Annotated in this window: 22 protein-coding genes; 16 read left to right on the top strand and 6 right to left on the bottom strand. The window is 61.8% G+C overall.

Annotated elements, in window-relative coordinates; all coding sequences use genetic code 11:
* Positions 1–4: 4 nt before the first annotated feature.
* The gene (locus tag CRO06_RS03790; protein WP_097057755.1) at positions 5–1,228 is read right to left on the bottom strand and encodes a nucleoside recognition domain-containing protein; all 1,224 of its coding nucleotides are present in this window, start codon (positions 1,226–1,228) and stop codon (positions 5–7) included.
* Between the two features lie 201 nt (positions 1,229–1,429).
* Between CRO06_RS03790 and CRO06_RS03785 the strand changes: the two genes are divergently transcribed.
* Positions 1,430–3,541: a carboxy terminal-processing peptidase gene (locus CRO06_RS03785; RefSeq protein ID WP_022995079.1), complete on the top strand. Its 2,112-nt coding sequence runs from the start codon at positions 1,430–1,432 to the stop codon at positions 3,539–3,541.
* Between the two features lie 12 nt (positions 3,542–3,553).
* Here CRO06_RS03785 and CRO06_RS03780 read toward each other — a convergent pair whose 3' ends face one another.
* On the bottom strand, positions 3,554–4,327 hold the full coding sequence (locus CRO06_RS03780) for an alpha/beta fold hydrolase (RefSeq protein ID WP_097057780.1): 774 nt from the start codon (positions 4,325–4,327) through the stop codon (positions 3,554–3,556).
* A 216-nt stretch (positions 4,328–4,543) separates the two neighbouring features.
* Here CRO06_RS03780 and CRO06_RS03775 point away from each other — a divergent pair, with 216 nt between their 5' ends.
* The 4 genes from CRO06_RS03775 (at position 4,544) to CRO06_RS03760 (ending at position 9,051) form a co-directional block, all read left to right on the top strand.
* Positions 4,544–5,974 (top strand): ABC1 kinase family protein, encoded by a 1,431-nt coding sequence (locus CRO06_RS03775; RefSeq protein WP_097057754.1) that lies wholly within the window; start codon positions 4,544–4,546, stop codon positions 5,972–5,974.
* 201 nt (positions 5,975–6,175) lie between these two features.
* On the top strand, positions 6,176–7,390 hold the full coding sequence (locus CRO06_RS03770; RefSeq protein ID WP_022995082.1) for a Re/Si-specific NAD(P)(+) transhydrogenase subunit alpha: 1,215 nt from the start codon (positions 6,176–6,178) through the stop codon (positions 7,388–7,390).
* Entirely contained in the window at positions 7,390–7,665 is a 276-nt protein-coding gene (locus tag CRO06_RS03765; protein ID WP_014994608.1) for an NAD(P) transhydrogenase subunit alpha part 2, read from the top strand. Before CRO06_RS03770 ends, CRO06_RS03765 begins: the two co-directional genes overlap by 1 nt.
* Before the next feature lie 3 nt (positions 7,666–7,668).
* Complete coding sequence (locus tag CRO06_RS03760) at positions 7,669–9,051, top strand: NAD(P)(+) transhydrogenase (Re/Si-specific) subunit beta (protein WP_022995083.1); 1,383 nt, start codon at positions 7,669–7,671, stop codon at positions 9,049–9,051.
* A 78-nt stretch (positions 9,052–9,129) separates the two neighbouring features.
* On the opposite strand, the gene CRO06_RS03755 is transcribed toward CRO06_RS03760, so the two are convergent.
* Positions 9,130–9,954 carry a hypothetical protein gene (locus tag CRO06_RS03755; protein WP_022995084.1) on the bottom strand — a complete coding sequence of 275 codons (825 nt, stop codon included), beginning with the start codon at positions 9,952–9,954 and terminating at the stop codon, positions 9,130–9,132.
* A complete protein-coding gene (locus tag CRO06_RS03750; protein ID WP_022995085.1) occupies positions 9,951–10,466 on the bottom strand; it encodes an RNA polymerase sigma factor in 516 nt (171 codons plus the stop codon). The genes CRO06_RS03755 and CRO06_RS03750 overlap by 4 nt, the downstream gene beginning before the upstream one ends.
* Before the next feature lie 207 nt (positions 10,467–10,673).
* Between CRO06_RS03750 and CRO06_RS03745 the strand changes: the two genes are divergently transcribed.
* Positions 10,674–10,976, top strand: coding sequence for a hypothetical protein (locus CRO06_RS03745; protein ID WP_143247712.1), 303 nt, complete (start codon positions 10,674–10,676; stop codon positions 10,974–10,976).
* A gap of 55 nt (positions 10,977–11,031) precedes the next feature.
* On the top strand, positions 11,032–11,262 hold the full coding sequence (locus CRO06_RS03740) for a hypothetical protein (protein ID WP_022995087.1): 231 nt from the start codon (positions 11,032–11,034) through the stop codon (positions 11,260–11,262).
* A gap of 41 nt (positions 11,263–11,303) precedes the next feature.
* Here the strand turns inward: CRO06_RS03740 and thpR are convergent, their stop codons facing one another.
* Positions 11,304–11,861: an RNA 2',3'-cyclic phosphodiesterase gene (gene thpR, locus CRO06_RS03735; RefSeq protein WP_097057752.1), complete on the bottom strand. Its 558-nt coding sequence runs from the start codon at positions 11,859–11,861 to the stop codon at positions 11,304–11,306.
* 87 nt (positions 11,862–11,948) lie between these two features.
* Between thpR and rimO the strand changes: the two genes are divergently transcribed.
* The 6 genes from rimO to CRO06_RS03705 all read left to right on the top strand — a co-directional run bounded on the left by rimO (position 11,949) and on the right by CRO06_RS03705 (position 19,102).
* On the top strand, positions 11,949–13,265 hold the full coding sequence (gene rimO / locus CRO06_RS03730; protein ID WP_080530955.1) for a 30S ribosomal protein S12 methylthiotransferase RimO: 1,317 nt from the start codon (positions 11,949–11,951) through the stop codon (positions 13,263–13,265).
* A complete protein-coding gene (locus CRO06_RS03725; RefSeq protein ID WP_026949304.1) occupies positions 13,262–14,110 on the top strand; it encodes a DMT family transporter in 849 nt (282 codons plus the stop codon). The genes rimO and CRO06_RS03725 overlap by 4 nt, the downstream gene beginning before the upstream one ends.
* Before the next feature lie 96 nt (positions 14,111–14,206).
* Entirely contained in the window at positions 14,207–15,175 is a 969-nt protein-coding gene (locus CRO06_RS03720; RefSeq protein WP_097057751.1) for an alpha/beta fold hydrolase, read from the top strand.
* An 84-nt stretch (positions 15,176–15,259) separates the two neighbouring features.
* The gene (locus CRO06_RS03715; protein ID WP_022995092.1) at positions 15,260–15,925 is read left to right on the top strand and encodes a class I SAM-dependent methyltransferase; all 666 of its coding nucleotides are present in this window, start codon (positions 15,260–15,262) and stop codon (positions 15,923–15,925) included.
* A 110-nt stretch (positions 15,926–16,035) separates the two neighbouring features.
* On the top strand, positions 16,036–18,414 hold the full coding sequence (lon, locus tag CRO06_RS03710) for an endopeptidase La (RefSeq protein ID WP_097057750.1): 2,379 nt from the start codon (positions 16,036–16,038) through the stop codon (positions 18,412–18,414).
* Between the two features lie 64 nt (positions 18,415–18,478).
* Positions 18,479–19,102 carry a pseudouridine synthase gene (locus CRO06_RS03705; RefSeq protein WP_097057779.1) on the top strand — a complete coding sequence of 208 codons (624 nt, stop codon included), beginning with the start codon at positions 18,479–18,481 and terminating at the stop codon, positions 19,100–19,102.
* A 14-nt stretch (positions 19,103–19,116) separates the two neighbouring features.
* Here CRO06_RS03705 and CRO06_RS03700 read toward each other — a convergent pair whose 3' ends face one another.
* On the bottom strand, positions 19,117–19,437 hold the full coding sequence (locus CRO06_RS03700) for an SET domain-containing protein (RefSeq protein WP_022995095.1): 321 nt from the start codon (positions 19,435–19,437) through the stop codon (positions 19,117–19,119).
* 68 nt (positions 19,438–19,505) lie between these two features.
* Here CRO06_RS03700 and CRO06_RS03695 point away from each other — a divergent pair, with 68 nt between their 5' ends.
* The 3 genes from CRO06_RS03695 to CRO06_RS03685 are packed head-to-tail and all read left to right on the top strand — an operon-like array spanning position 19,506 to position 22,892.
* Entirely contained in the window at positions 19,506–20,390 is an 885-nt protein-coding gene (locus CRO06_RS03695) for a haloalkane dehalogenase (RefSeq protein WP_022995096.1), read from the top strand.
* A gap of 37 nt (positions 20,391–20,427) precedes the next feature.
* Positions 20,428–22,092, top strand: a complete 1,665-nt coding sequence (locus tag CRO06_RS03690; RefSeq protein WP_022995097.1) for an ABC1 kinase family protein — start codon at positions 20,428–20,430, stop codon at positions 22,090–22,092.
* A gap of 14 nt (positions 22,093–22,106) precedes the next feature.
* Positions 22,107–22,892 (top strand): M48 family metallopeptidase, encoded by a 786-nt coding sequence (locus CRO06_RS03685; protein ID WP_022995098.1) that lies wholly within the window; start codon positions 22,107–22,109, stop codon positions 22,890–22,892.
* Positions 22,893–22,912 lie beyond the last annotated feature (20 nt).

Raw genomic sequence — 22,912 nt, 5'->3', positions numbered from 1 at the left:
GCAATCAGCCAAAAAACAGGTAGCTCACCAGAATCGCGGTGATCAGGCCGGCGGCGTCGGCGGCCAGACCGCACCACAAGGCATAGCGGAAGTTTCGCACTCCGACACTGCCAAAGTAGACGGCGAGAACGTAAAAAGTCGTCTCGGTGGAGCCCTGCATCACCGCCGCCATACGGCCGGCAAGCGAATCCACGCCTTGCGTGTGCATGACATCCAGCATGGCGGCGCGGGCGCCGGATCCGCTTAATGGTTTCAGTAAAGCCACGGGCAGAGCGTCGACGAAACGAGTATCCCAGCCAAGCCAGAGGGCTGCATGCCGGATCGCCGACAACACCGCTTCGAGCACACCGCTGGCGCGCAACATGGCGATGGCGGCCAGCATGGCCACCAGGTACGGAATCAGCCTCACCGCCAGGTTGAAGCCTTCCTTGGCGCCCTCGATGAAAGCGTCATAGCTATCCACCCGGGCCCGCCAGGCCGCCACGAAAAAGGCGCCGATTACCGCCAGCAGCAAGCCATTGCCGAACAGGCTGGAAAGCCGCGCGCTGGCGTCTGGTGGCACCCACCATACCGCCAGCCCAAGCAAACCGAGCAGCGCCAGCCAACCGCCGGCGACAGCAAGCAGTATCGGATCCCGTAGCCGTATACCCTGCAGGCGGGCGGTCAGGGCCACGCCGACAAAAGTGGAAGCGGTGGTTGCCATCAGCATGGGTAAATAGATGTCGGCGGGATCGGCCGCGCCCTGCTGGGTGCGGTATAGCAGCACGGTTACCGGTACCAGCGTCACCGCCGAGGTGTTCAGTACCAGGAACATGATTTGCGCATCGCTGGCCGTTCGCGGCCGTGGATTGCTCTCCTGCAGCGAGCTCATCGCCTTCAGCCCCAGCGGCGTGGCGGCGTTATCCAGACCGAGCATGTTGGCGGCCATATTCATGGAAATGCCGGCGCCGGCCTGTGAACCTTCCGGCACCGATGGCATCAGACGATGAAGTACCGGTTGAACCAGAGCGGCAAGCCGGTCGGCGAGATGGCTCTGCTCGGCCAGACGGAACAGGCCGCTCCACAGCGCCAGCACGCCGATCAGCCCCAGACTGACCTGAACCGCCAGATCGGCCGCTTCCCACAGCGCGCCCACCACACGGGCGGGAGCTCCGGTATCGCCAAGCAGCAACTGCAGGATGGCCCCGGCGATGCCGATCAGGAAGAAACCGGTAAACAGGCGATGCATGGTGTACGGTGCTCTCCGTGTTGTCGATGCCGTGGCGGTGGGTGGCGGTCACAAACGCATCGTCAGGAACGATGTTTGATGTCGCCTTGGCGACGGCCCGCAGGGTGACCACCATGGATGGTGGTCACAAATCCGGACCTCCCATACGAATTAATCAGAGGTTCCCGTATACTGCCAGTAAATGAATCATTGAGTGAGTCCATGAGCGTAATTCGCAAGCTGAGTGCCTTGATTGTTGCCGGGTTGCTGCTGGGCGGCGCCCTGCATATTGGAGACGGCCTGCAGGCGGCGCCGGAGGTCCAGGGCAGCATCAAGCCGGATAAGGTGCACCGGGAAGCGGCGAAGGAAATCGTCGACCGCCTGAAATTGCACTACCGGCGACTGGACTTCAATGATTCTCTGTCCGGACAGGTGCTGGACCAGTACATCAAGGATCTGGACCCGAGCCGCCTGTACTTCACCGCCGAGGACATCGGTGAATTCGACCGCTATCGCGACCAACTCGACGATCAGTTGCGCAGAGGCACTCTGGAGGCGGGCTACACCATCTTCAACCGCTTCCAGCAACGGGTGGAACACCGTTTACAGAAAGCGTTGACGCAACTGCGCGGCGATATCGATAAATGGAAATTCGACAGCGACCGCAAGGTGCTGGTGGATCGCACCAAGGCCGATTGGGCACCGGATCAGCAGGCCCTGGATCAGATTTGGGACGACTATCTGCGTAATTCCGTGCTGTCCATGCGGCTCAACGGCACCCCCGAGAGTGAAATCCAGGACCGTCTGGTGCGCCGCTACGAAGGCCAGCTCAGCCGGGTGCAGCAAAACAGCTCCGAGGACGTATTCCAGCTCTACATGAACGCGCTGGCGCAGACCTTCGATCCGCACACCAACTATTTCACTCCGCATAATTCGGAAAACTTCGACATCAGCATGAGCCGCTCCCTGGAAGGCATCGGCGCCGTGCTGCAGTATGAGGACGGCTATACCAAGGTGGTACGGCTGGTGCCGGGCGGTCCCGCCGCCAAGGCCGGACAACTGAAGCCGGCGGATCGCATCATCGGGGTCGGTCAGGGTGACAAGGACGCCATCGTCGATGTGGTCGGCATGCGTCTGGATGAGGTTGTCGACATGATTCGCGGGCCCAAGGGGTCCGAGGTGCGGCTGGAGATCATTCCCGCCGGCGGTGCGGGCGAACACAGCACCCGCACGGTCACCATAGTGCGCAACAAGGTGGTACTGGAGGAACAGGCCGCCAAGAAGGAAGTCATTGAGCTGAATCACGATGGCGAGAACATCAAGCTCGGCATCATCGAAATTCCGGCCTTTTACCTCGACTTCAACGCCTTTCACCGTGGCGATCCGAACTACACCAGCACCACCCGGGACGTGGCCAAGCTGCTGGTGGAACTGCGCAAGGAAAATCCGGACGGCCTGATCATCGATCTGCGCAACAATGGCGGCGGATCGCTGCTGGAAGTCAACAAGCTGGTGAGCCTGTTTATCAACCGCGGCCCCACCGTGCAGGTGCGTGAATCATCCGGCCGTGTCAGTGTCGAGAATGACCAGTACCCGGGCATGCTCTACACCGGCCCCATGGCGGTGCTGGTGAACCGTTACAGCGCGTCCGCCTCGGAAATTTTTGCCGGCGCCATGCAGGACTACGGGCGGGCGCTGATCGTGGGCGAGCCCACCTACGGCAAGGGAACGGTGCAGACTCTGCTGGACCTGAACCACGGCAAGCTGAAGATGACCAACGCCAAATTCTATCGGGTGTCCGGTTCCAGCAACCAGAATCTGGGCATTGTTCCGGACCTGTTGATGCCGTCGCTGATCGATACCAACGAGGTGGGCGAAGGCGCCCTGCCCAATGCCCTGCCCTGGGATGAAATCGACTCCGCGGATTATCAGCAGGTGGCGGATCTGATGCCGTTCCTGCAGACCTTGCGGCAGCGTCACGAAAGGCGCATCCAGAAAGATCCCGAGTTCGTTTATGTGGAAGAACTGCGCTCCTTGCTGGATGAGGCGCGTGAGCGTAAGGAAGTGACGCTCAACGCGGCCAGCCGGGAATCCTGGCAGGAAGGCTTCGACAAGCGCCGTCTGAACATTGAAAACGCCCGCCGTAAAGCCCGCGACGAGGAGCCGCTGAAGGACATGGCGGCGCTGAGGACGCTGGAGGAGCAACGGGCACTGGATCCGGAAGCGGCGGAGGATCCGATGAAGAAAGACCCTTACCTGCGCGAAACCGGCCACATCCTGGCGGATATGATCGAGCTGGCGCAGGCCCAGCGGGTGGCGGACAAACGGGATTAGTAGGGCGCCGCGTCAGGAATCCGACGCCGTCGCCCAGCTCTTCAACTCCCGCGCCAGCCAATCCGGCGCATCCAGGGACAGATCGTGACCGGCCCGAGGGTGCACGCTCAATGGCCGGTTCCAGGCGCGGGACAACGCTTGCGAACAGCGTGGACTCACCAGGCGATCCCCTCCCCCATTCACAATCAGCACCGGGCTGCCCTCCGGCAGTTGGTCGGGTGCCCGAAACCGGGTAGCCGCCCACAATTGGCGCAGACTGTTCGCCGTGGAAACCGGCCTTTGCCCGGCGATCAGAGCCCATTGCCGCGCCACTTCGGCCAGACGGTCCGGCGCCAGCAAGTTGGTGGTCAACTCGAGAATCGCCCGCTCCTTGCCTTCAGTATCCCGGCTTAGCAGCACATCGCTCAGCAAACGCGGGTAATTACCTATCTGCAAACGCTGGTAAAACGGACTGAAGCGCGCGGTACTGCTGTTGATCAGGGCGGCGCCACCGAGTTCGCCAGGAAAACGCCGAAGCCAGTCCATTCCCACCATGCCGCCGAGAGACAGAGCCACCAGCCTGGGCCGTCGGCTCAGCACCTGGTCTCCCAACTCGGCACGGGCGGCATCGACCATCGCCGCCACGGTGCAGGGGCTGCGCTCATGGTGACGCCGCCCATTACCGGGAAGATCCACGCAGCGCACCTCATTCCCCTCCCCCAGCACCTCCGCCAAACGGCGATCAAAGCCCTGCCAGTGGGCCTGCTCGCGTATCAGTCCGCGCAGCAGAATCCATGTAGTGGTCATAAAGTTTCGGTTCTCCCCAGCCGTGGCGCCAATGCCGGCACCAGATTCCATTTGATTTTCCCTGCTCCTGGCGCACCGGCATCACCTTGTTGCCGGTGCCGCCATACCACTAGCATCGGAGCCGGGCTACACTGCCCTCTGTGAACCGCGGTTTATGGCGTTCCGCCGCCCGTGGTTGATGCCATCGCCTTAGCAGATCTTGGAGTGCGCGCAAATATGGCACGAAAAACCGTCAAGAGGGTTAAAACCGGTTCTTTGGAACGGCGATTTACCCTTGCCCGCGCCGGCTTTCTCGCTGGTGCCCGCTACGCCACCGCCAGCGCCGGTACCCTGTTCTCCGCCCCGGACAAGCGCGAGGAAAGACGGAAGGCCATTCTCTCTCAACGGGCCGAGGAATTGGTGGCCGAGTTGGGCGAATTGAAAGGTTCGGTGGTGAAAATCGGACAAATGATGGCCCTGTTCGGAGAGCATTTTCTGCCCGAAGAAGTCACCGCCGCCTTGCATACGCTGGAAAACGACACCGCCGCGCTCGAGTGGCCGGCCATGGAGCGCCATCTTAAACAGCAATTGGGCACCGTGAAACTGGCGGAACTGGAGGTGGATCCAGAACCGCTCGGCGCCGCCAGCCTGGGGCAGGTTCACCGTGCCCGGCGTAAGAAGGACGGTCGTGAGCTGGTGCTCAAGGTGCAGTACCCCGGTGTCGCCGATGCCATAGATTCGGACATGCGCGCCTTGGTGCGGCTGCTCAAGCTGAGCCGTCTGGTGCCGATCACCGACCAGTTCAATCAATGGCTGGACGAAGTGCGCGCCATGCTCGGCCGGGAGGTGGACTACGATCTCGAGGCCCATACCACCCGCCATTTCCGTGAAGTGTTGAGCGAGGACCCCCGCTTCATTGTTCCTGAGGTGTTTTCCGAGTACTCCTCCCACAACATTCTGTGCCTTTCCTTCGAGAAGGGATTGCACATCAGCGACCCGAAGGTGGTCGCACTGAGCCAGGAACGCCGTAATTTCCTGGGGCGCGCCATCATGGAGCTGTGCTGTCGCGAGGTATTCGAGTGGAACAAGATGCAGACCGACCCGAATTTCGGCAATTATCTGCTGCAAATCGATGAGGAAGGTCACGACCGTATCGTGCTGCTGGACTTTGGCGCCATCCGCGATTTCGATGACCAGGTGCTGGGCCCCGGCCGGGAGATGATTCGCGGTGCCTGGCACCACGATACGGAGCGCCTGGTGCGGGCGATGAAGGCGCTGCATTTCCTTTCCGGTGACCCTCCTCGCCGGGTACAGGAGGATTTCGCCGGCCTCTGTTTCGAGGCCATTGAGGCCCTGCAGGACCCGGACCGCTTTCCGCCGCCGGCGTCGGTGGTCAATGAGAAAGGGGAATACCTATGGGGGGAGAGCAATCTGCCCAGCCGGGTGCTGAATCGCGCCAGTCGCAATGCCCTGTCCGTGCACTTCGACGTACCGCCAAAGGAATTTATCTTTCTGCTCAGGAAGTTGCTTGGGGCTTACACTTTTTTGCATGTAATCAAGGCGCAGGTACGTGGCGACACCATTCTGGGTCCTTTCATCCATATGCATGAAGATGATGACAAGGCCCGTGTTGATCAACAATTGAGCGAAAGTGCGAAGAAATCATGATCTTTATGATCAAAATCTAACCATCTATCCGTCAAACCGCGATTTCTTGTTTGCCAAGCTCGCCACTCCACAATAAGGTTAGCAGCCTGCTCGACGGCCGGTTTTCTTAAACCGGCCTTTTTGTGAGGGCCCCTGTGCATTTCCGGCTATTGCCGTGGCATGGGGGCGGCCCAACAAACCATATAAACGGGGGTAACGCAGGTGATTATCGGTGTTCCCAAGGAAATTCGCCCCGGCGAGGAGCGCGTCGCCCTGACGCCCGCCAATATCGCGGCTTTATTAAAGAAGCACGATGTTCAAATCCTCGTTGAAACGGGTGCCGGCGTCGCCGCCGGTTTTACCGACGGTCAGTATGAAGCCGCCGGTGCCAAGCTTGCTGACCGGGATCAAATCTTCTCCAGCGCCCAGGTTATCCTGCAGGTGCAAACGCCAGGCAGCAATACGACCAATGGCCAGGACGATTTGGACAAGATGAAGAGCGGACAGTTCCTCATCGGCATGACCGATCCTCTGGCCAATCCGGGTTTCGCCCAGCAACTGGCGCAAAGCAATGTCACCGGCATCGCTCTGGAACTGGTGCCGCGGATTACCCGGGCCCAGGCCATGGACGTGCTGTCCTCCATGGCCATGATCGCTGGCTACAAGTGCGTTCTGCTTGCCGCCACCACCGCCAACCGCATGTTCCCCATGAACATGACCGCCGCCGGCACGCTGAACGCCTCGCGGGTGTTTGTCATGGGCGCCGGTGTGGCAGGTCTGCAGGCCTGTGCCACCGCCAAGCGCCTCGGCGCCGTGGTGGAGGCCTATGACGTTCGTCCCGCGGCCCGTGAACAAATCCTTTCCGTTGGCGCCAAGCCGGTGGAACTGGATCTGGATACCGGTGAAGCGGAAGGCAGCGGCGGTTACGCCAAGGCCCAGGGCGAGGACTTCCTCAAGCGTCAGCGCGAGCTGATGACCGACGTGATCAAGGACATGGACGTGGTGATCACCACCGCCGCTGTCCCTGGCGCCAAAAGTCCTATCCTGGTCACCGCCGACATGGTCAAGGCGATGAAACAGGGATCGGTGATCGTCGACCTGGCCGCCGAACGGGGTGGCAACTGTGAGTTGACCCAGTCCGGCAAGACCGTGGTCGAGCATGGCGTGACCATCATCGGCCCGGAAAACGTTCCTTCCTCCGTGCCGCACCATGCCAGCCAGATGTTCGGCAAGAACATGGAGAACCTGCTCAACCTGCTGCTCAACGACCAGGGTGAGTTGGCGCTGGACTTCGAGGATCAGATCGTGGCGGACACCGTTATCAGCCACAACGGCGACGTGCCGCACACACGCCTGCGTGAGCTGCTTGGCCTGCCCGCGCTGGAGAAACCGGAACCCGAGGCGGCGGACGCCGACAACGGGAAGGAGGAGAAGTAATGGACTTCGTAGCCGAACTAACGCTTTTCGTGCTGGCCATCTTTCTCGGCGTGGAACTGATCACAAAGGTTCCCCCCACCCTGCACACCCCGCTGATGTCGGGTTCCAATGCCATTTCCGGCATTACGCTGGTGGGCGCGCTGATCGCCGCCGGCTCCGACGCCGGCATGCTGGTTAAGGTGCTGGGTTTCATCGCCGTGGTACTGGCCACCATCAACGTGATTGGCGGCTTCATGGTGACCAATCGAATGCTGGCGATGTTCAAGAGGAAGTAAGCAATGCAGATTTCCCAGAACTGGATCGATATCGCCTATTTGATCGCCGCCGTGCTGTTCGTGCTCGGCATCAAGGGCCTGACCAAACCGAAAACCGCGGTGCGCGGCAATATGCTGGCCGGCGCGGGCATGGCGGTGGCCTGTGTGGTGACCTTGCTGCACCGGGACATCGTCAGCTATGAAATCATCATCGCCGGCATCCTGGTCGGCGGCATCATTGGTGTGCTGCTGGCGAAGAAAGTACAAATGACCGCCATGCCGCAGCTGGTGGCGCTGCTTAACGGCTTTGGTGGCGGCGCTTCCTTCTCCGTGGCGGCGGCCGAGTTCTTCCGTGGTGGCCATCCGGACACGGTGGGCATCATCGCCACCGGGGCCGCGGTACTGATCGGTGCGGTGACTTTCACCGGTTCCTTCGTGGCGTTCGCCAAACTGCAGGAACTGATCGACGGCAAACCGATGGGCTTCCCGGGCATGAAAGCGGCGAACGCCGTGTTGCTGCTCGGCTCCATCGTGGCGATTGCCTACTTGGTCTCCAACCCCGGTTCACCAACGGTATTCTGGGGGCTGGCCATCGCCGCCGCCGTGCTGGGCATCCTGCTGGTGATGCCGATCGGCGGTGCCGACATGCCGGTGGTGATCGCGCTGCTGAACTCCTACTCCGGTGTGGCCGCGTCCGCCGCCGGTTTCGTCATGGGCAACAGCGCGCTGATCATTACCGGTTCCCTGGTGGGCGCCTCCGGCCTGATTCTGACCCAGATCATGTGTAAAGCCATGAACCGTTCTCTCACCAACGTGCTGTTTGGTGTGATGGCGGAAGGCGGCGAAACCATTGATCAGGATGAGGTCTACGCCGGCAAGATCAAATCCACTTCCGCGGACGAAGTGGCCATGCTGCTGGAAACCGCGCAGCGCGTGGTGATCGTGCCCGGCTTCGGTCTTGCCATGGCTCAGGCTCAGCACGCCGTGCGCGAACTGGCTGACACCCTCGAAGCCAACGGCGTCGAAGTGGAGTACGCCATTCACCCGGTGGCGGGCCGTATGCCCGGCCACATGAACGTGCTGCTGGCGGAGGCGGAAGTGTCCTATGACAAGCTCAAGGATATGGACACCATCAACCCCACCTTCGAACAAACCGACGTGGCGATCGTACTCGGCGCGAACGACGTCACCAACCCGATGGCCCGCGAAGACAAAGGCAGCCCGATCTACGGCATGCCGATCCTCAACGTCGACAAGGCCAAGACCGTGGTGGTGGTGAAACGCTCCCTGAGTGCCGGTTTCGCCGGTCTGCCCAACCCGCTGTTCGCCAAGGACAACACCCTGATGTTGTTTGGCGATGGCAAGGGTGCGGTGGTGGACATCACCGCCGCTCTGAAGGAAGGCTGATCGCCGCATTTCTTCAAGCCCGCTTCAACGAAAAAGCCCGCTTTCGCGGGCTTTTTCGTATTGGGCTGTTTCTCGCGGCTACATCTCGCTGATATCGCCCCTCGCCGTGGCCGTATTGGCCGCCGGCCCGCCGGGGCCATGGGCTGTCGATGGCATGGCGGCCCCCGGTGTGGCGCCCGCCGCCATGGACAGGGCATCGTGGATGCCCAACGCCAGCCGGGTAAGTTCCAGCGGCGCGCTGTCCGCGGCCAGTACGTAACCGCGTCCGTTCTGGCTCCAGCGCACCAGGGTTACCGGCGACTGGGTCAGCACGTGCAACCAGTTATCGCCGGATCCGCCCTGCCCTGTTTCATACAGCGCCACCCGCTGCCCTTCGGCGTTCTCGAAACGGTACTCTTGAATATGCTGTCCGGAAACCAGCAGCGGCTGCTGGCCAGAGGAAACCAGACCCAGGCGATCCAGTGGCAATGCCGGGGCCGGCGTGGTATCGGGTAACGCCACTGGATTGCTGAAGGCATGGACGATGGCCTGGGTCAGGTCGACGGAAGGGCGCGCGGTGGCCGGATCGGGAGGCGGTGTTTGCCACCACACCGCCATTATCACGCCTGCCGCCACCAGCGTGCCGAGTCCTCCGGCGGCAAGCCAGTGGCGCCGGGGGGCAGCGCCTGGCGCCTGGACCGGAGAGGACAATGGTGCCGCGGTGCTATCGTCCTTGAGTGCGCGCCACAGTGTTTCGTCATGACGCCAGTAGTCACGCACACGATCCGCGTAGGCCGGTTGCCGCCGGATTCCGGCGGCCACCCGGCGGGCACGCCGGCGTGGCAGCTCGCCGTCGGCGAAGGCGTTCAATTCTTCTTCGGAAACCATCTCGCGATACAATAAACCCTGCTCCCGCCAGCTCATTTCACCCTCCTCAACCGGGGGCGCCCGCCACCCCGAACCGGACCGTCGAGCACCTGCCGCAGTGTCTCGCGGGCTCTGGAGAGACGTGAGCGCAGCGTCCCCACCTTGATGCCGAGAATGCGGGCTGCCTCGGCGTAACCAGGACTTTCCAGCACCATCAACAGCAACGCCGCCCGCTGCTCCGGGGGTAATGCCCGCATCGCCTCTATTGCTTCGTGGCAGGCCAGAAAGGGCTCCTGCCGTGCTTCCTGAGGCCGCTCCAGCCCGGCATCCGGAGCCAACGATTCCCACCGCCGTCGGGCACTGGCGCGATCGTTCAGGTACAGCCGGTACAGCATTCTGAACAGCCAGGGCCGTACCGAACGCCCGGGCATCCACAAGTGGCGCTTGCGCAGCGCCCGTTCCAGACAATCCTGCACCAGATCCTCCGCCTGTCCCGGGTTGTCACACAGGGCCCGGGCGTAGCGTTGCAGGTGCGGGATCTGGTCGCAGATCCGGCGTTCAAAACTCACTCCGGCGGTTCCTTTCCGGCCGACCTTAAGGCCTTCATTAGTACTTACAGCCGGGGGTGTGGTTTGGTTCCCAAAAAACACTTCGTCATGGAACCAAACCTGATCCTGGCCTGTAGACAGTAGTGAGGCGGCGGTAATCCGGACCTTTTGACGGCACCCCGCCCACTGAAGTCACCCGATGGATCGGGAGGTAATGACATGTATGTAATGACCGTTCGCAAAACTCTATTGCTGATCCTCGGCGTCGCCTTTCTCGGCGCTTCCGTTACCGCTACCGCGAATGATGGCGATCGCCCGGCACAAGACCACCCCGACTATCAGCGTACCCTGCCGGCCCAGCCCGGCCCACCAGCGGATCCGGATCGGCCCGGGCAGCCTGCTTACGGCAACCCCGGTGGCCTGGAGGGAGACTCCGGGGATATGGGGCGGCCCGACGACCGTGGCTGGCCCACCGGAGAGGATCGCGATGGCGGCGACGACACCCGGGGTGACGACCTCGATCGACCCTGATTATTCGGGCGGCCCGACGCCGCCCGCGCACAGCGACTTAATGGGAGGAAAAACCATGAAAGACGGAAAAATGGAACCAGGACGCGGATTGAAAAGAGGCGTGGCCGGCACTCTGGCCTTGTTGCTGATGGGGTCGGTGCTGGCCGCTTGCGATCCCAAGCAGCCGGATTCGCCGGGACCAGGCGACCCGCAGCAGCCCTCTCAGCCGGGCATGCAGAACGGTGGAGACCCCGCTGGCGGCGGTTCCGCCGGAGGCGCGGGCGGTTACGGCGAAGGCCAGCAGTAACCCGTTGAGTGGCTCTGGGTTCCGGAGTTATGTGCCGGGGCTCAGAGCTGGCTTTTCAGCGATTGCCGCCAGCGCGGCCGATAGCCTTGTCGGCTCTCGTAGAGAACAATTTCGTGGACATCAAATTCGATATGGTCTCCAGGTGGACTTTTCTCGCTCTCGTTTGCCATTTTCGCGGTGAGCCGGTGGCGGCCGCGAGCCAGGGTCACATGGGGCTGAAAGGCGCGTTCGTCACGTGCCACGCCTAGATCTTCCAGAAGCCGCCAAATACGCTCATGCAGTGCCATCAGCGCTGGCGATGGCAAAGCCCTCGCCGCCCATAGCCGGCCGCCGCGGGAAGGGCTTCCTTTGGGTGAACTTCCATTCGGTGGAAAGGGGCCGCCACGAGTAAGTTTCAGGCTCAGTGGCTGTACTCCCCCCAGGATCGCTTCCAGTTGCCGGCAGAGTGCCTGCGTCCAGCAAAGCTCCCGCTCCCCGAGGAACGCCAGAGTCAGATGCAGATCCGCTAACGGCAATTGCCGCCCAACACCTTCCGGAACGCCCCTCAACAGAGCGCGACCGGCCTCCTCCGGCACCGGCAGTCCGATGAAACAACGCATGGGTGTTTTCTCCCTGCACCGCCAACCCAATAGGCATTCACGCCAGGTTAATAGTAGAATGCCGCCCCGCTGACTGCGAGGTGGTTTATGTCCGGTAAGGTTGGATTTATCAGCCTGGGTTGCCCCAAGGCCCTGGTGGATTCCGAGCGCATTCTTACCCAGCTGCGCACCGAAGGGTACCAGGTGACGCCCAGCTACGATGATGCCGATGTGGTGGTGGTAAACACCTGCGGGTTCATCGATGATGCCAAGGCCGAGTCCCTGGAAGCCATTGGCGAGGCCCTGACCGAGAACGGCAAGGTCATTGTCACCGGCTGCATGGGTGTGGAAGAAGACACTATCCGCAAAGTGCATCCGGCGGTGCTGTCGGTCACCGGACCCCAGCAGTACGAGCAGGTGGTCAGTGCCGTGCATCAGGTGGTGCCCCCTCGCGCCGACCACAACCCCTTCACCGATCTGGTGCCGCCTCAGGGCATCAAGCTGACCCCGCGCCACTACGCCTATTTGAAGATCTCGGAGGGCTGCAACCACAAGTGCAGCTTCTGCATTATCCCAAGTATGCGTGGCAAGCTCGATTCCCGGCCGGTGGGCGACGTGCTCGATGAGGCGGAACGGCTGGTGAAGGCGGGCGTACAGGAGCTGCTGGTGATCAGCCAGGACACCAGCGCCTACGGTGTGGATCGTAAGTACCAGACCGGCTTCTGGCAGGGTATGCCAGTGAAAACCCGCATGCTGGAGCTGTGTCAGGCGCTCGGGCAGCTGGGTGCCTGGGTGCGCCTGCACTACGTCTATCCCTATCCGCACGTGGACGAGATCATTCCGATGATGGCCGCCGGCCACATCCTGCCGTACCTGGATATTCCGTTCCAGCACGCCAGCCCGTCGGTGCTCAAGGCGATGAAGCGTCCGGCTCACGCGGAAAACACTCTGGAGCGGATTCGCCGCTGGCGCGAGATCTGCCCGGACATCACCCTGCGCAGCACGTTCATCGTCGGCTTCCCTGGCGAAACCGACGATGATTTCGAGATGCTGCTGGATTGGCTGGAAGAGGCGCAGTTGGATCGGGTTGGCTGTTTCACCTATTCACCGGTGGACGGTGCCCCCGCCAACGCCCTGCCTGACCATGTCGACGAAGAGGTGGCGCGCGAACGCCAGGAACGCTTCATGAATGTCCAGGCGCGGATCAGCGCCGCGAAACTGCAACGCAAGATCGGTCAGACCCTGGAAGTGCTGGTGGACGAGGTTGGTGAAGACGGCGTGGTGGCCCGCTCTCAGGCGGATGCTCCGGAGATCGACGGCTTGGTGTATCTGCCCGACGACGCGCCGGTAAAACCCGGCCAGCGCCTGCGGGTGACCGTCGAGGACGCCGATGATCACGACCTGTGGGCCCGGCCGGTCGCGTGAATAACGACCAGCCTCTGAAGGGCGCCTTGTTGCTGATTCTGGGTGAAGGGTTGCTGGCGATCATGGCGGCCCTGATCAAGCATCTTTCGGACACGCTTTCCACCGAACTGATCGTGTTCGCGCGCAACTTCGTCGGCCTGCTGGTATTGCTGCCGGTGCTGATGATCAGTGGTGGCATTCGCGACCTGGGTACCCGCCATCTCGGCCTGCATTTTATCCGCGGCTTCACCGGCGTCGCCGCCATGTTCTGCTTCTTTTACGCCATCGGCCATATCACTTTGGCGGAGGCGGTGCTGGTCAAGATGACGGTCCCCTTCTTCCTGCCGCTGGTGGCCTGGGTCTGGCTGGGCGACCGGGTATCGCTGCGCACCTGGATGGCGATCGCTCTGGGTTTTGTTGGCGTCGCGGTGATTCTACGTGCCGATCAGGGCCAGGTGGATCCAGTAATGTGGGTGGCACTTGGCGGCGCCGCCATCATGAGCGTGGCCAAGGTCAGTATCCGTCGTATGGCGGTGAGTGAGCCGGCGCACCGGGTGGTGTTCTATTTCTCGCTGTTCGCCACCCTGCTTTCCGCTTTGCTGTTACCCAGCGTCGAGCAATGGCCCAACGGTGTGGAAATGCTCTGGATGCTGGGGATCGCCCTGTTCGCCATCGCCGGACAGTTCGCCATGACCACCGCCTATCAGGTGGCCCGCCCCGGCCAGGTCGGCGTTTACAACTACTCCGCGGTGGTGTGGGCGGCGATTCTTGGCTGGCTGTTCTGGGGCGAGGCGCTGGCCCTTAGCACCTATCTGGGCACCTTGTTGATTATCGGTGCCGGTATCTGGAACCTGAAATCACGGTGATTGCGCAATATTGACCTCTCCGGCGGTGCCATCCGCCACGCCGATCCTCTACGGTGGCTTTCCACGAGGAAAGAATAACAACCGGAGGGAAGAAGGATGGCATGGCGTCGTGTGGGGTTGATTCTGGCGGTAGCCGTTCTGGGTGCCGCGCTGCTGGGCGGGTGTGAAGACACCCGGCGTTGGGCCTACCACCAAGGCATCGCGTTCGAGCAATGGCGGGCAGGCCTCGAGGCCCTGAGAGTATCCACCGAGGATGGCCTGGACTGGCATTTGCTGCAGTCCAAAGGCGGCGAGGAGGCCCCGGTGGTACTGCTGATCCATGGCTTCGGCGCCGATGCACGTAACTGGGTGCGTTTCGCCAATCAGCTGGAAGGCGAGTACCGCTTTATCATTCCCGATCTTCCTGGTCACGGCGACACCCTCCCCCTGACCACATCGATGGACTACCGCGTGAGCAAACAGGCTGACCGCCTGTTTGACCTGCTCAATCAGTTGGGAGCCGAGCGCTTTCATGTGGCGGGTAATTCCATGGGCGGCGCCATCGCCATTGAAATGGCCCGACAACACCCAGGCCGCCTGATCTCCCTGGGGTTGGTGGACGCCGCCGGGGTTACCCTGCAAACACAGGAATTCCGCGATGTGCTGGCGCAATCGCCGGGCAATCCTCTGATTCCTCAGCGGGCCGAGGACTTCCACACCACGCTGGACTGGGCCGCCGAACGCTCGGTGGGCATGCCCGACTTCGCCATCACCCTGATGGGTGCCGAGAAAGCCGCCAATGCGAAGGTGGCGGAAAAAGTCTGGGCGGATATCGAGGGCGATCCAGCGATGCAGCTGGGACAGAGTGATGTGCTGCTCTCGATCAATACCCCGACACTGGTTTTGTGGGGGCGCGAAGACCGGCTTTTGGGAATCGATAACGTCGCGGTCTTCACCCGCACCTTGCCCAATGCCCGGGCGGTAATCCTTGATGGTGTTGGCCATGTGCCGATGGCCGAGGCGGCGGGACAAAGCGCCGAGGTCTTCCGGGTTTTCTGGAGCCAGGTCCCTGAACGCCCGGACTGATCATCCCCGCCTTGAATCATCCCAACCTTGAACAAAGCCGCCGGCGCCCGTAAGGTCTTTCCTTTTTCAAGGCGCCGGCCGGCCATGACCTTATCCGAGACCCCCATTCCCAAAATCCAACGGGGCGAAGCCCATACCATCCATACCCGGGGCATTACCCTGCTGCGCTCCGGCCACCGTGAAGTGCGGCGCCTGAAACGCGCCAATCACGTGCCCTCGATCCACGGCAACAAAGTGTGGAACTCCAGTTTTCTGATCATGGACCAGTTGACCCGCGACCGCCGGGCGCTGTCCCTGGGCCCGGATACCCATTTGATGGACATAGGCTGTGGCTGGGGCCCGCTGTCCATATTCGCCGCCAAACGCCTTGGCTGCCGGGTTACCGCCGTGGACGCGGACGAGGATGTGTTCCCCTATCTGGAATTGCATGCGGCCATCAATAAAACCTCGGTGACGACACTGCAAAAACGCTTTGAGAACCTGACCAAGGCGCTGCTGGCTGATGTGGATGTCATTACCGGCGCCGACATCTGCTTTTGGGATGAGCTCACGCCGGTGCTGTTCAATCTGATTCGCCGTGCCTTGAATCAGCGGGTGCGGCGGATCATTATCGCCGACCCCGGACGATCGCCGTTCTACGCCCTGGCCGAGCGGTGTGAACAAAAATTCGACGCCCGGTTGGTGGAGCGGCGTACGCGGACGCCCCGCGAGCTCAGCGCCGATCTTTTGATCATCGACGGCCCGCGCTGAATCCGGCTATTGAAAACCGGTTCGGAGACTCCATTCTGATAACTGGTCGCGCGTCGCCGTCCTGTCGTAATGTCAACGGCGACGCTTCCCGTTTATGACGAGTGGATATCATGAACCAAGACGAGCAGGAAACCACCATCGAACAGCCCACCCCCCAGGGCGCCCTGGCTTTGCCGGATCATCATTTGCCACAACGGGTTTATCTGATACCAGTGCGTCACCGCCCCTTCATGCCTGGGCTGGTGCAGCCGGTTCTGCTGAATCGGGAACTGTGGCAATCCACCCTGGAGCGGGTCAGTCAGACGCCGCACCATGCCCTGGGTCTGATCTATGTGGGCGATCGTAACCCGGACGAGGTCTCGGTGGAGGACTTTCCGGAATACGGTTGCCTGGTGAAAATTCACGCCGTCAATCAGGAAGATGATCATCTGCAGGTGGTGGCCCAGGGGCTGGCCCGTTTCCGCGTCTCCGGCTACACCAACCGCAAACGGCCCTTCATGGCGGAAGTGGAATACCCGGAGCCCAAGGACGAGCTCACCGACGCCCTGCGTGCCTATGCCATGGCGATCATCAATACCATCCGCGAGTTGTTGCCGCTGAACCCGCTCTACAACGAAGGGCTCAAGCACTATCTGCAGAACTTTTCGCCACGGGATCCTTCTCCGCTGACTGACTTCGCCGCCGCGTTGACCAGTGCCAACGGGGATGATCTCCAGGATATTCTGGAAACCGTGCCGCTGAAGCCGCGCATGGAAAAAGTGCTGACGCTGGTGCGCAAGGAAGTGGAAGTGGCGCGCCTGCAGAACGAGATCAGCGAGGAGGTCAACGAAAAGATCTCCCGGCATCAGCGTGAGTTTTTCCTTAAGGAACAGCTCAAGGTGATCCAACGCGAGCTGGGTCTGGAAAAAGATGACCGCACCGCCGATGTGGACGAATTCCGTGCCCGCATGGAATCGCTGACCCCGCCGGAGGCGGTGGCCAAGCGCTTTGAAGAGGAAGTACGCAAACTGGGCGTGCTGGAAAGCGGCTCGCCGGAGTACGCGGTGACCCGCAACTATCTCGACTGGCTCACGTCCGTGCCCTGGGGCCGCTTCTCCGAGGACAATCTGGACCTCACGCACGCGCGCGATACTCTGAGCGCGCACCACAGCGGCCTGGATGACGTCAAGGACCGCATCGTTGAGTTCCTCGCGGTGGGCGCCATGCGCGGCGAAGTCAAAGGCTCGATCCTGCTGTTGGTGGGGCCTCCAGGGGTGGGCAAGACCAGCGTTGGCCGCGCCATCGCCGAAGCCCTGGACCGCCGTTTTTACCGCCTCAGCCTCGGCGGCATGCGCGACGAGGCGGAAATCAAAGGCCACCGGCGCACCTATATCGGCGCCATGCCGGGGAAGCTGATCCAGGCACTGAAAGAGTCCGGCACCAGCAATCCGGTGATCATGCTCGATGAAATCGACAAGCTCGGCACTTCGTTCCAGGGTGATCCGGCCTCCGCCCTGTTGGAAGTGCTGGATCCGGAACAGAACCAGGACTTTCTCGATCACTATCTGGACGAGCGTCTGGATCTGAGTCACTGCTTGTTCATCTGTACCGCCAATACCCTGGACTCGATCCCCGCTCCCCTGCTCGACCGTATGGAAATGATTCGTCTGAGCGGTTACATCACCGAGGAAAAGGTGGAAATCGCCAAACGGCATCTGTGGCCACGTTCTCTGGAACGGGCGGGGGTCAAGCCCGGGCAGCTCACCATCAACGCCAGCGCCTTGCGTCAGGTGGCGGAGGGCTATGCGCGAGAGGCCGGTGTGCGCAACCTGGAGAAGCAGCTCAACAAAATTATTCGCAAGGCGGCGGTTCGGCTGCTTTCCGGCGAGAAAAAAATCAGCGTCACCAGCAAGAATCTCGAGGAGTTTCTCGGCCAGCCCTATTTTCAGCGGGAAAAAACCCAGCGTGGCATCGGCGTCGTTACCGGTCTGGCCTGGACTTCCATGGGCGGCGCCACGCTGTCCATCGAGGCCACTCAGGTGCATGTGCAGCAACGTGGTTTCAAACAGACCGGGCAACTGGGCGACGTGATGAAAGAGTCCGCCGAGATCGCCTACAGCTACGTGGCCAGCAATCTGCCGGCCTATGGCGGCGACGGCGACTGGTTTGACCAGTCCTTCGTCCATTTGCATGTACCGGAGGGCGCCACTCCCAAGGATGGGCCCAGCGCTGGCATCACCATGGCCACGGCACTGATCTCCCTGGCCACCGGCAAGAGGCTGCCGCGCAAGCTGGCCATGACTGGCGAGCTGACGCTGACCGGACAGGTGCTGGCCGTGGGCGGTATTCGCGAGAAGATCACCGCCGCCCGCCGCGTTGGCATTCGTGAAATCATTCTGCCGAAGGCCTGCGAGCGCGATTACAAGGAACTGCCGGAGCACCTTAAAAAGGGGCTGACGGTGCACTTCGCCGAGCGTTATCAGGATGTCCATGACGCCATCTGGGGATAGCCCGGTGCGATTGCCGCGAGCCAGGCAGCCCGAGCACTATATCGTGCCCCGTTGCCATGAGGAGGTGGTCATCCTGCACCGGGATGATCACCTTCTGGTGGTGAATAAACCGGCCTTCCTGCTCAGCGTGCCGGGCCGGGCGCCGGAGAACAAGGACTGCGTGATCCGCCGTCTGGCGCTGGATTTTCCCGAAATACGGCTGGTGCACCGGCTTGATCTGGACACCTCCGGCATCATGGTGTTCGCTCTGACCCGCGAAGCGCAGAGCCAACTGAGCCGGGCCTTCCAGCAGCGTCGGGTGTTCAAGGAGTATCAGGCCGTGGTGGATGGCCTGGTGGAATACGGAGACGGCGCCGTGGACTTGCCCCTGATCGCCGACTGGCCCAATCGGCCGTTGCAGAAAGTCTGCTTTGAAACGGGCAAGGCGGCCCTCACCCATTGGAAAGTGCTGGAACGGGATGCCGTCCGAAGCCGTACCCGGTTGCGGTTACGGCCAGTGACCGGGCGCAGTCATCAGTTGCGCATTCACTGCCGGGAGCTGGGCCATCCGATTCTCGGCTGTGATCTCTATGCGCCGGAGGCGGTGCTGGCCGCCAGCGAGCGATTGCTGTTGCACGCCCATCGGCTCGCCTTCAATCATCCTCACACCGGTCTGTGGAGTGAGTTCGTTTCGCCGGTGCCCTTTTAAAACCGGCTCTTGGACTACTCCCAGTCCTCACCGTAATCGTGCAACAACTCCTGCCCTGCTTTCACCGCTTTCAGCGTCACCACGGTAAGGTCGTCATAGTAGGCCACATTGGCCGGCCGCCCGTGGTTGATGTAACGCAATTCGCATAAAACCCGGTGCCGTTCTTCACCGTCATCATCCAGCCACAACACATAGGGGCCGTTGCGGCGAGCGGGCTTGGTTTTCAACACGCCGAGGACGGTGCCGGCGGGAAGACGTTTGCGGGCGAACAGCCCCTTGCCATGGATATCACTGGTCTGGACCGAAACCAGGTCGTGACGTACATAGGGTTTCATGGGCACCGTGCTTGCAGTTGTTATCGTCAGCGTGGCATCTTGCCAGAAAAGCTACCTGGACGCATGGCATGGGCTTCGCGGACTGTCCTTTCCGATCCCGATACGTATCGGTGCATGGGCAACGGCTGCATTATCTGGATGAAGGCTCCGGTCCCACCCTGTTGTTCGTGCATGGCAATCCCACCAGCAGTTATCTGTGGCGGAACGTGATCAAGCTTCTCTGCCATCGTTATCGCTGCGTCGCACTGGACCTTCCCGGTTTCGGCCGCAGCGCCAAGCCGGATCTGGATTACCGGCTATGCACTCTCCACCATTTCTTTTCCGGTTTCCTGGAACAGCTGGCGCTTGAGCCGGTGACACTGGTGCTGCACGATTGGGGTGGTCCGCTTGGTTTCAGACTGGCTCAGCAGCAGCCGCAACGGGTACGCGCTCTGGTGTTCATGGAGACCTTCCCTTTCACCTTCGACTGGCAGGAGTTTCCGCTTATTGCCCGTCCGCTGTATTTCGCCTTTCGCCGGCCGGCCCTGAGTTCCTGGCTGCTGCAGCGGCATAATCTTTTCGTCAATACGGTATTGCCCATGGGCACCTTGCGGCGTCTGCCTCGCAGCGTCATGAATGTTTATCGCGCGGCTTTCCCCGACCGCGACAGCCGCCGGGCGATCCGCGCCCTGCCCGCGGAGTTGCCGATTGATGATCGTCAGGGGGAAACCTGGCGAGCGATCGAGGAAATCGAGAAGCGTCTGCCGGAGATGGACCAGCCGATGCTGATGCTGCACTTTCGCCCTGGCGCGGTATTGCCCGAACAACGGATTCCCTGGTTCAAACAACGGTTGAAATACCTGGATGTGGTGCATGCCGGCCCGGGGCTGCACTTTGTGCCGGAAGACAACCCGTCGGTGATCGCCGATTCTCTGGATCAGTGGTTCCAGGTACGCTTGGCGAATCCGCGATGAGCGCGGTGAGGGTCTGTTCAAAGGAAGCCCGGACATCATGAACCTGCTGCACACTGGCCAGGATCTGCGCCGCCTCAATGAACTGGCGGCGATCCTGCTGAAATACGGATTTGCTGACATGCTGCGCCGGCTGGGACTGGCGCCGATGATAGAGCATGCAGGGCGTTTGCTGCGCAGCGGGCTGGATCCCCGCTTCCTGCACATGGGCAGTGCCGAGCGTCTGCGTCATGCGATGGAGGAAATGGGGCCAACCTTCGTCAAGCTCGGTCAGGTGCTGGCGACCCGGGTGGATCTGTTTTCTCCGGAGTGGATCGAGCAGTTCGAAAGGCTGCAGGACCGGGCCCGTCCAGTGCCCTTCGCCAGCCTGGCACCGACGGTGGAAGCGGCGCTGGGCCGGCCTCTGGATCAGGTGTTCGCCTCGGTGGATGAGCACCCGCTGGGCGTGGCCTCCATCGGCCAGGTGCACGCGGCGGTGACCCGCTCCGGTGATCGAGTGGTCATCAAGGTGAGAAAGCCTGGCATCGAGGCCAAAATCCAGTCCGATCTGCGGCTGCTGGATCAATTGGCCAAGCTGGCCTCCGACAATTCCCAGGAACTGCGCCGCTACCGCCCGGTGGAGCTGGTGCGCGAGTTTCACCGCTCACTGAGCCGGGAACTGGACTTCACCATCGAGGCACGCAACGCCGAGCGCATCCGCCAGAACGTCAAAAGCCTGCGCTGGGTGATGATCCCGAAAGTCCATACCCGTCTCAGCTCCGCCACTCTGCAGGTGCAACAGCGCCTCAATGGCACACCCGCGAGGGATCTGGCCCGTCTCGACGCACTTGGCGTTGATCGCCCGCTGGTGGCAAGACGCGGCGCCATGGTGGCCTGGAAAATGGCTCTGGAAGATGGCTTTTTCCATGCCGACCCCCATCCGGGCAATGTGCTGATCCTGAGCAACAACCGCATCGGCCTGCTGGACTTCGGCATGGTCGGCAAGCTCACCGATGGCCGGCGTGAGCAGATTGTGCAGTTGGTGCGCGCCATCATAACCCGGGAGTCGGAGCACGCCGCGGCGGTTTTGACCGGCTGGTCCGACGGCCAGCCACTCAACTTCGATCAGCTGGTGGCGGATGTGGAGGACGTGGTATCCCGCTACTATGGCCTGCCGCTGGCGGAGCTGGACCTGCCCGCCCTGCTCGGCGACATCACCGCTCTGATCCGCAATCACGGTCTGATCCTGCCCAGCGATATCGCGTTGTTGATCAAGGCCTTGATCACCCTGGAAGGGTTTGGTCGGCTGCTGAACCCACGCTTCGATCTGATTCGCGAAGCGGAGCCTCTGATGCACCGATTGCTGCGGCAGCGTTATGGTCCCAAGCGACTGGTGCGCAGTCTCGGGCTGCGGGCCTTGGATGTGGTCGATCGGCTCTATGCTCCGCCGCCACCGTCGACACTGGCCAATGGCCGCACCGACGGTGGTGTCGATCCACGCCATCTGGAGCGCTTGGTAAGCCGCCTGGAGCGTGGCCAATACCGGCAGATACAAACACTTTTGGTGTGCGCATCGATGATTACCGGCGCTTTACTGCTCGCCGGGCGGGTGCCGCCGACAATTTGGGATCTTTCCGTGCCCGGAGTGCTGGTATTATTGGCGTGTGGATTGTGGTCCACATGGTTGCTATGGATAGCCCGCCGCCATTTGCGTGAGTGGGAATAAGGAGGAATGCCTTGATGAAAAGAATCGCCCTGCCCGTGCTGACCGCCCTGGCGCTGACGGCTTGTGCCACCTCACCGCTGGGGCGCAGCCAGTTCCTGCTGATGCCGGCGGACCAGATGGATCAGATGGGAGTGGCTGCCTATGATCAGATGAAGACGGAACAGAAGATCAGCACCAACAGTCAGCAAAAACGGTATGTGCAATGCGTGGCCGATGCGGTCACCGCCGAATCCGGCAGTGATGAACAGTGGGAAGTGACCCTGTTCGACGATCCCGCCGCCAACGCCTTTGCTCTGCCCGGCGGCAAAATCGGGGTCTACACCGGCTTGCTGAAAGTAGCCAAGACCCAGGATCAACTGGCCGCGGTGCTGGGCCATGAAGTGGGCCATGTGCTGGCTCAGCATTCCAATGAGCGCATGTCGATTCAATACGCCACGGAAACCGGCACGCAATTGCTGGCGGCCCTGGCCGGGGACAGCGGTGGCGCTGCCCAGCAAGGCCTGATGGCGGCCCTGGGGCTGGGTACTCAGGTGGGCGTGACGCTGCCCTTCAGCCGCAAGCATGAATCCGAGGCCGACATCATCGGCTTGCAGATGATGGCCCGAGCCGGATTCGACCCGCGTCAGAGTGTGCAGCTGTGGAAAAACATGGCGGCGGCCAGCAACGGCAGCCCACCGGAACTGCTTTCCACTCACCCCTCCAGCGGCACCCGTATCGAGGACCTGGAGGCCAGCATGCCCGAGGCTCTGCCGTTGTATCAACAGGCCCGCGCGGCGGGCAAGCGGCCCAACTGCGGTTAATCGGGAAGGCATCGATCACG

Source organism: Alloalcanivorax xenomutans, assembly GCF_900217905.1.
Lineage (GTDB): Bacteria > Pseudomonadota > Gammaproteobacteria > Pseudomonadales > Alcanivoracaceae > Alloalcanivorax > Alloalcanivorax xenomutans.
This window is presented reverse-complemented; position numbering and strand designations above follow the sequence as displayed.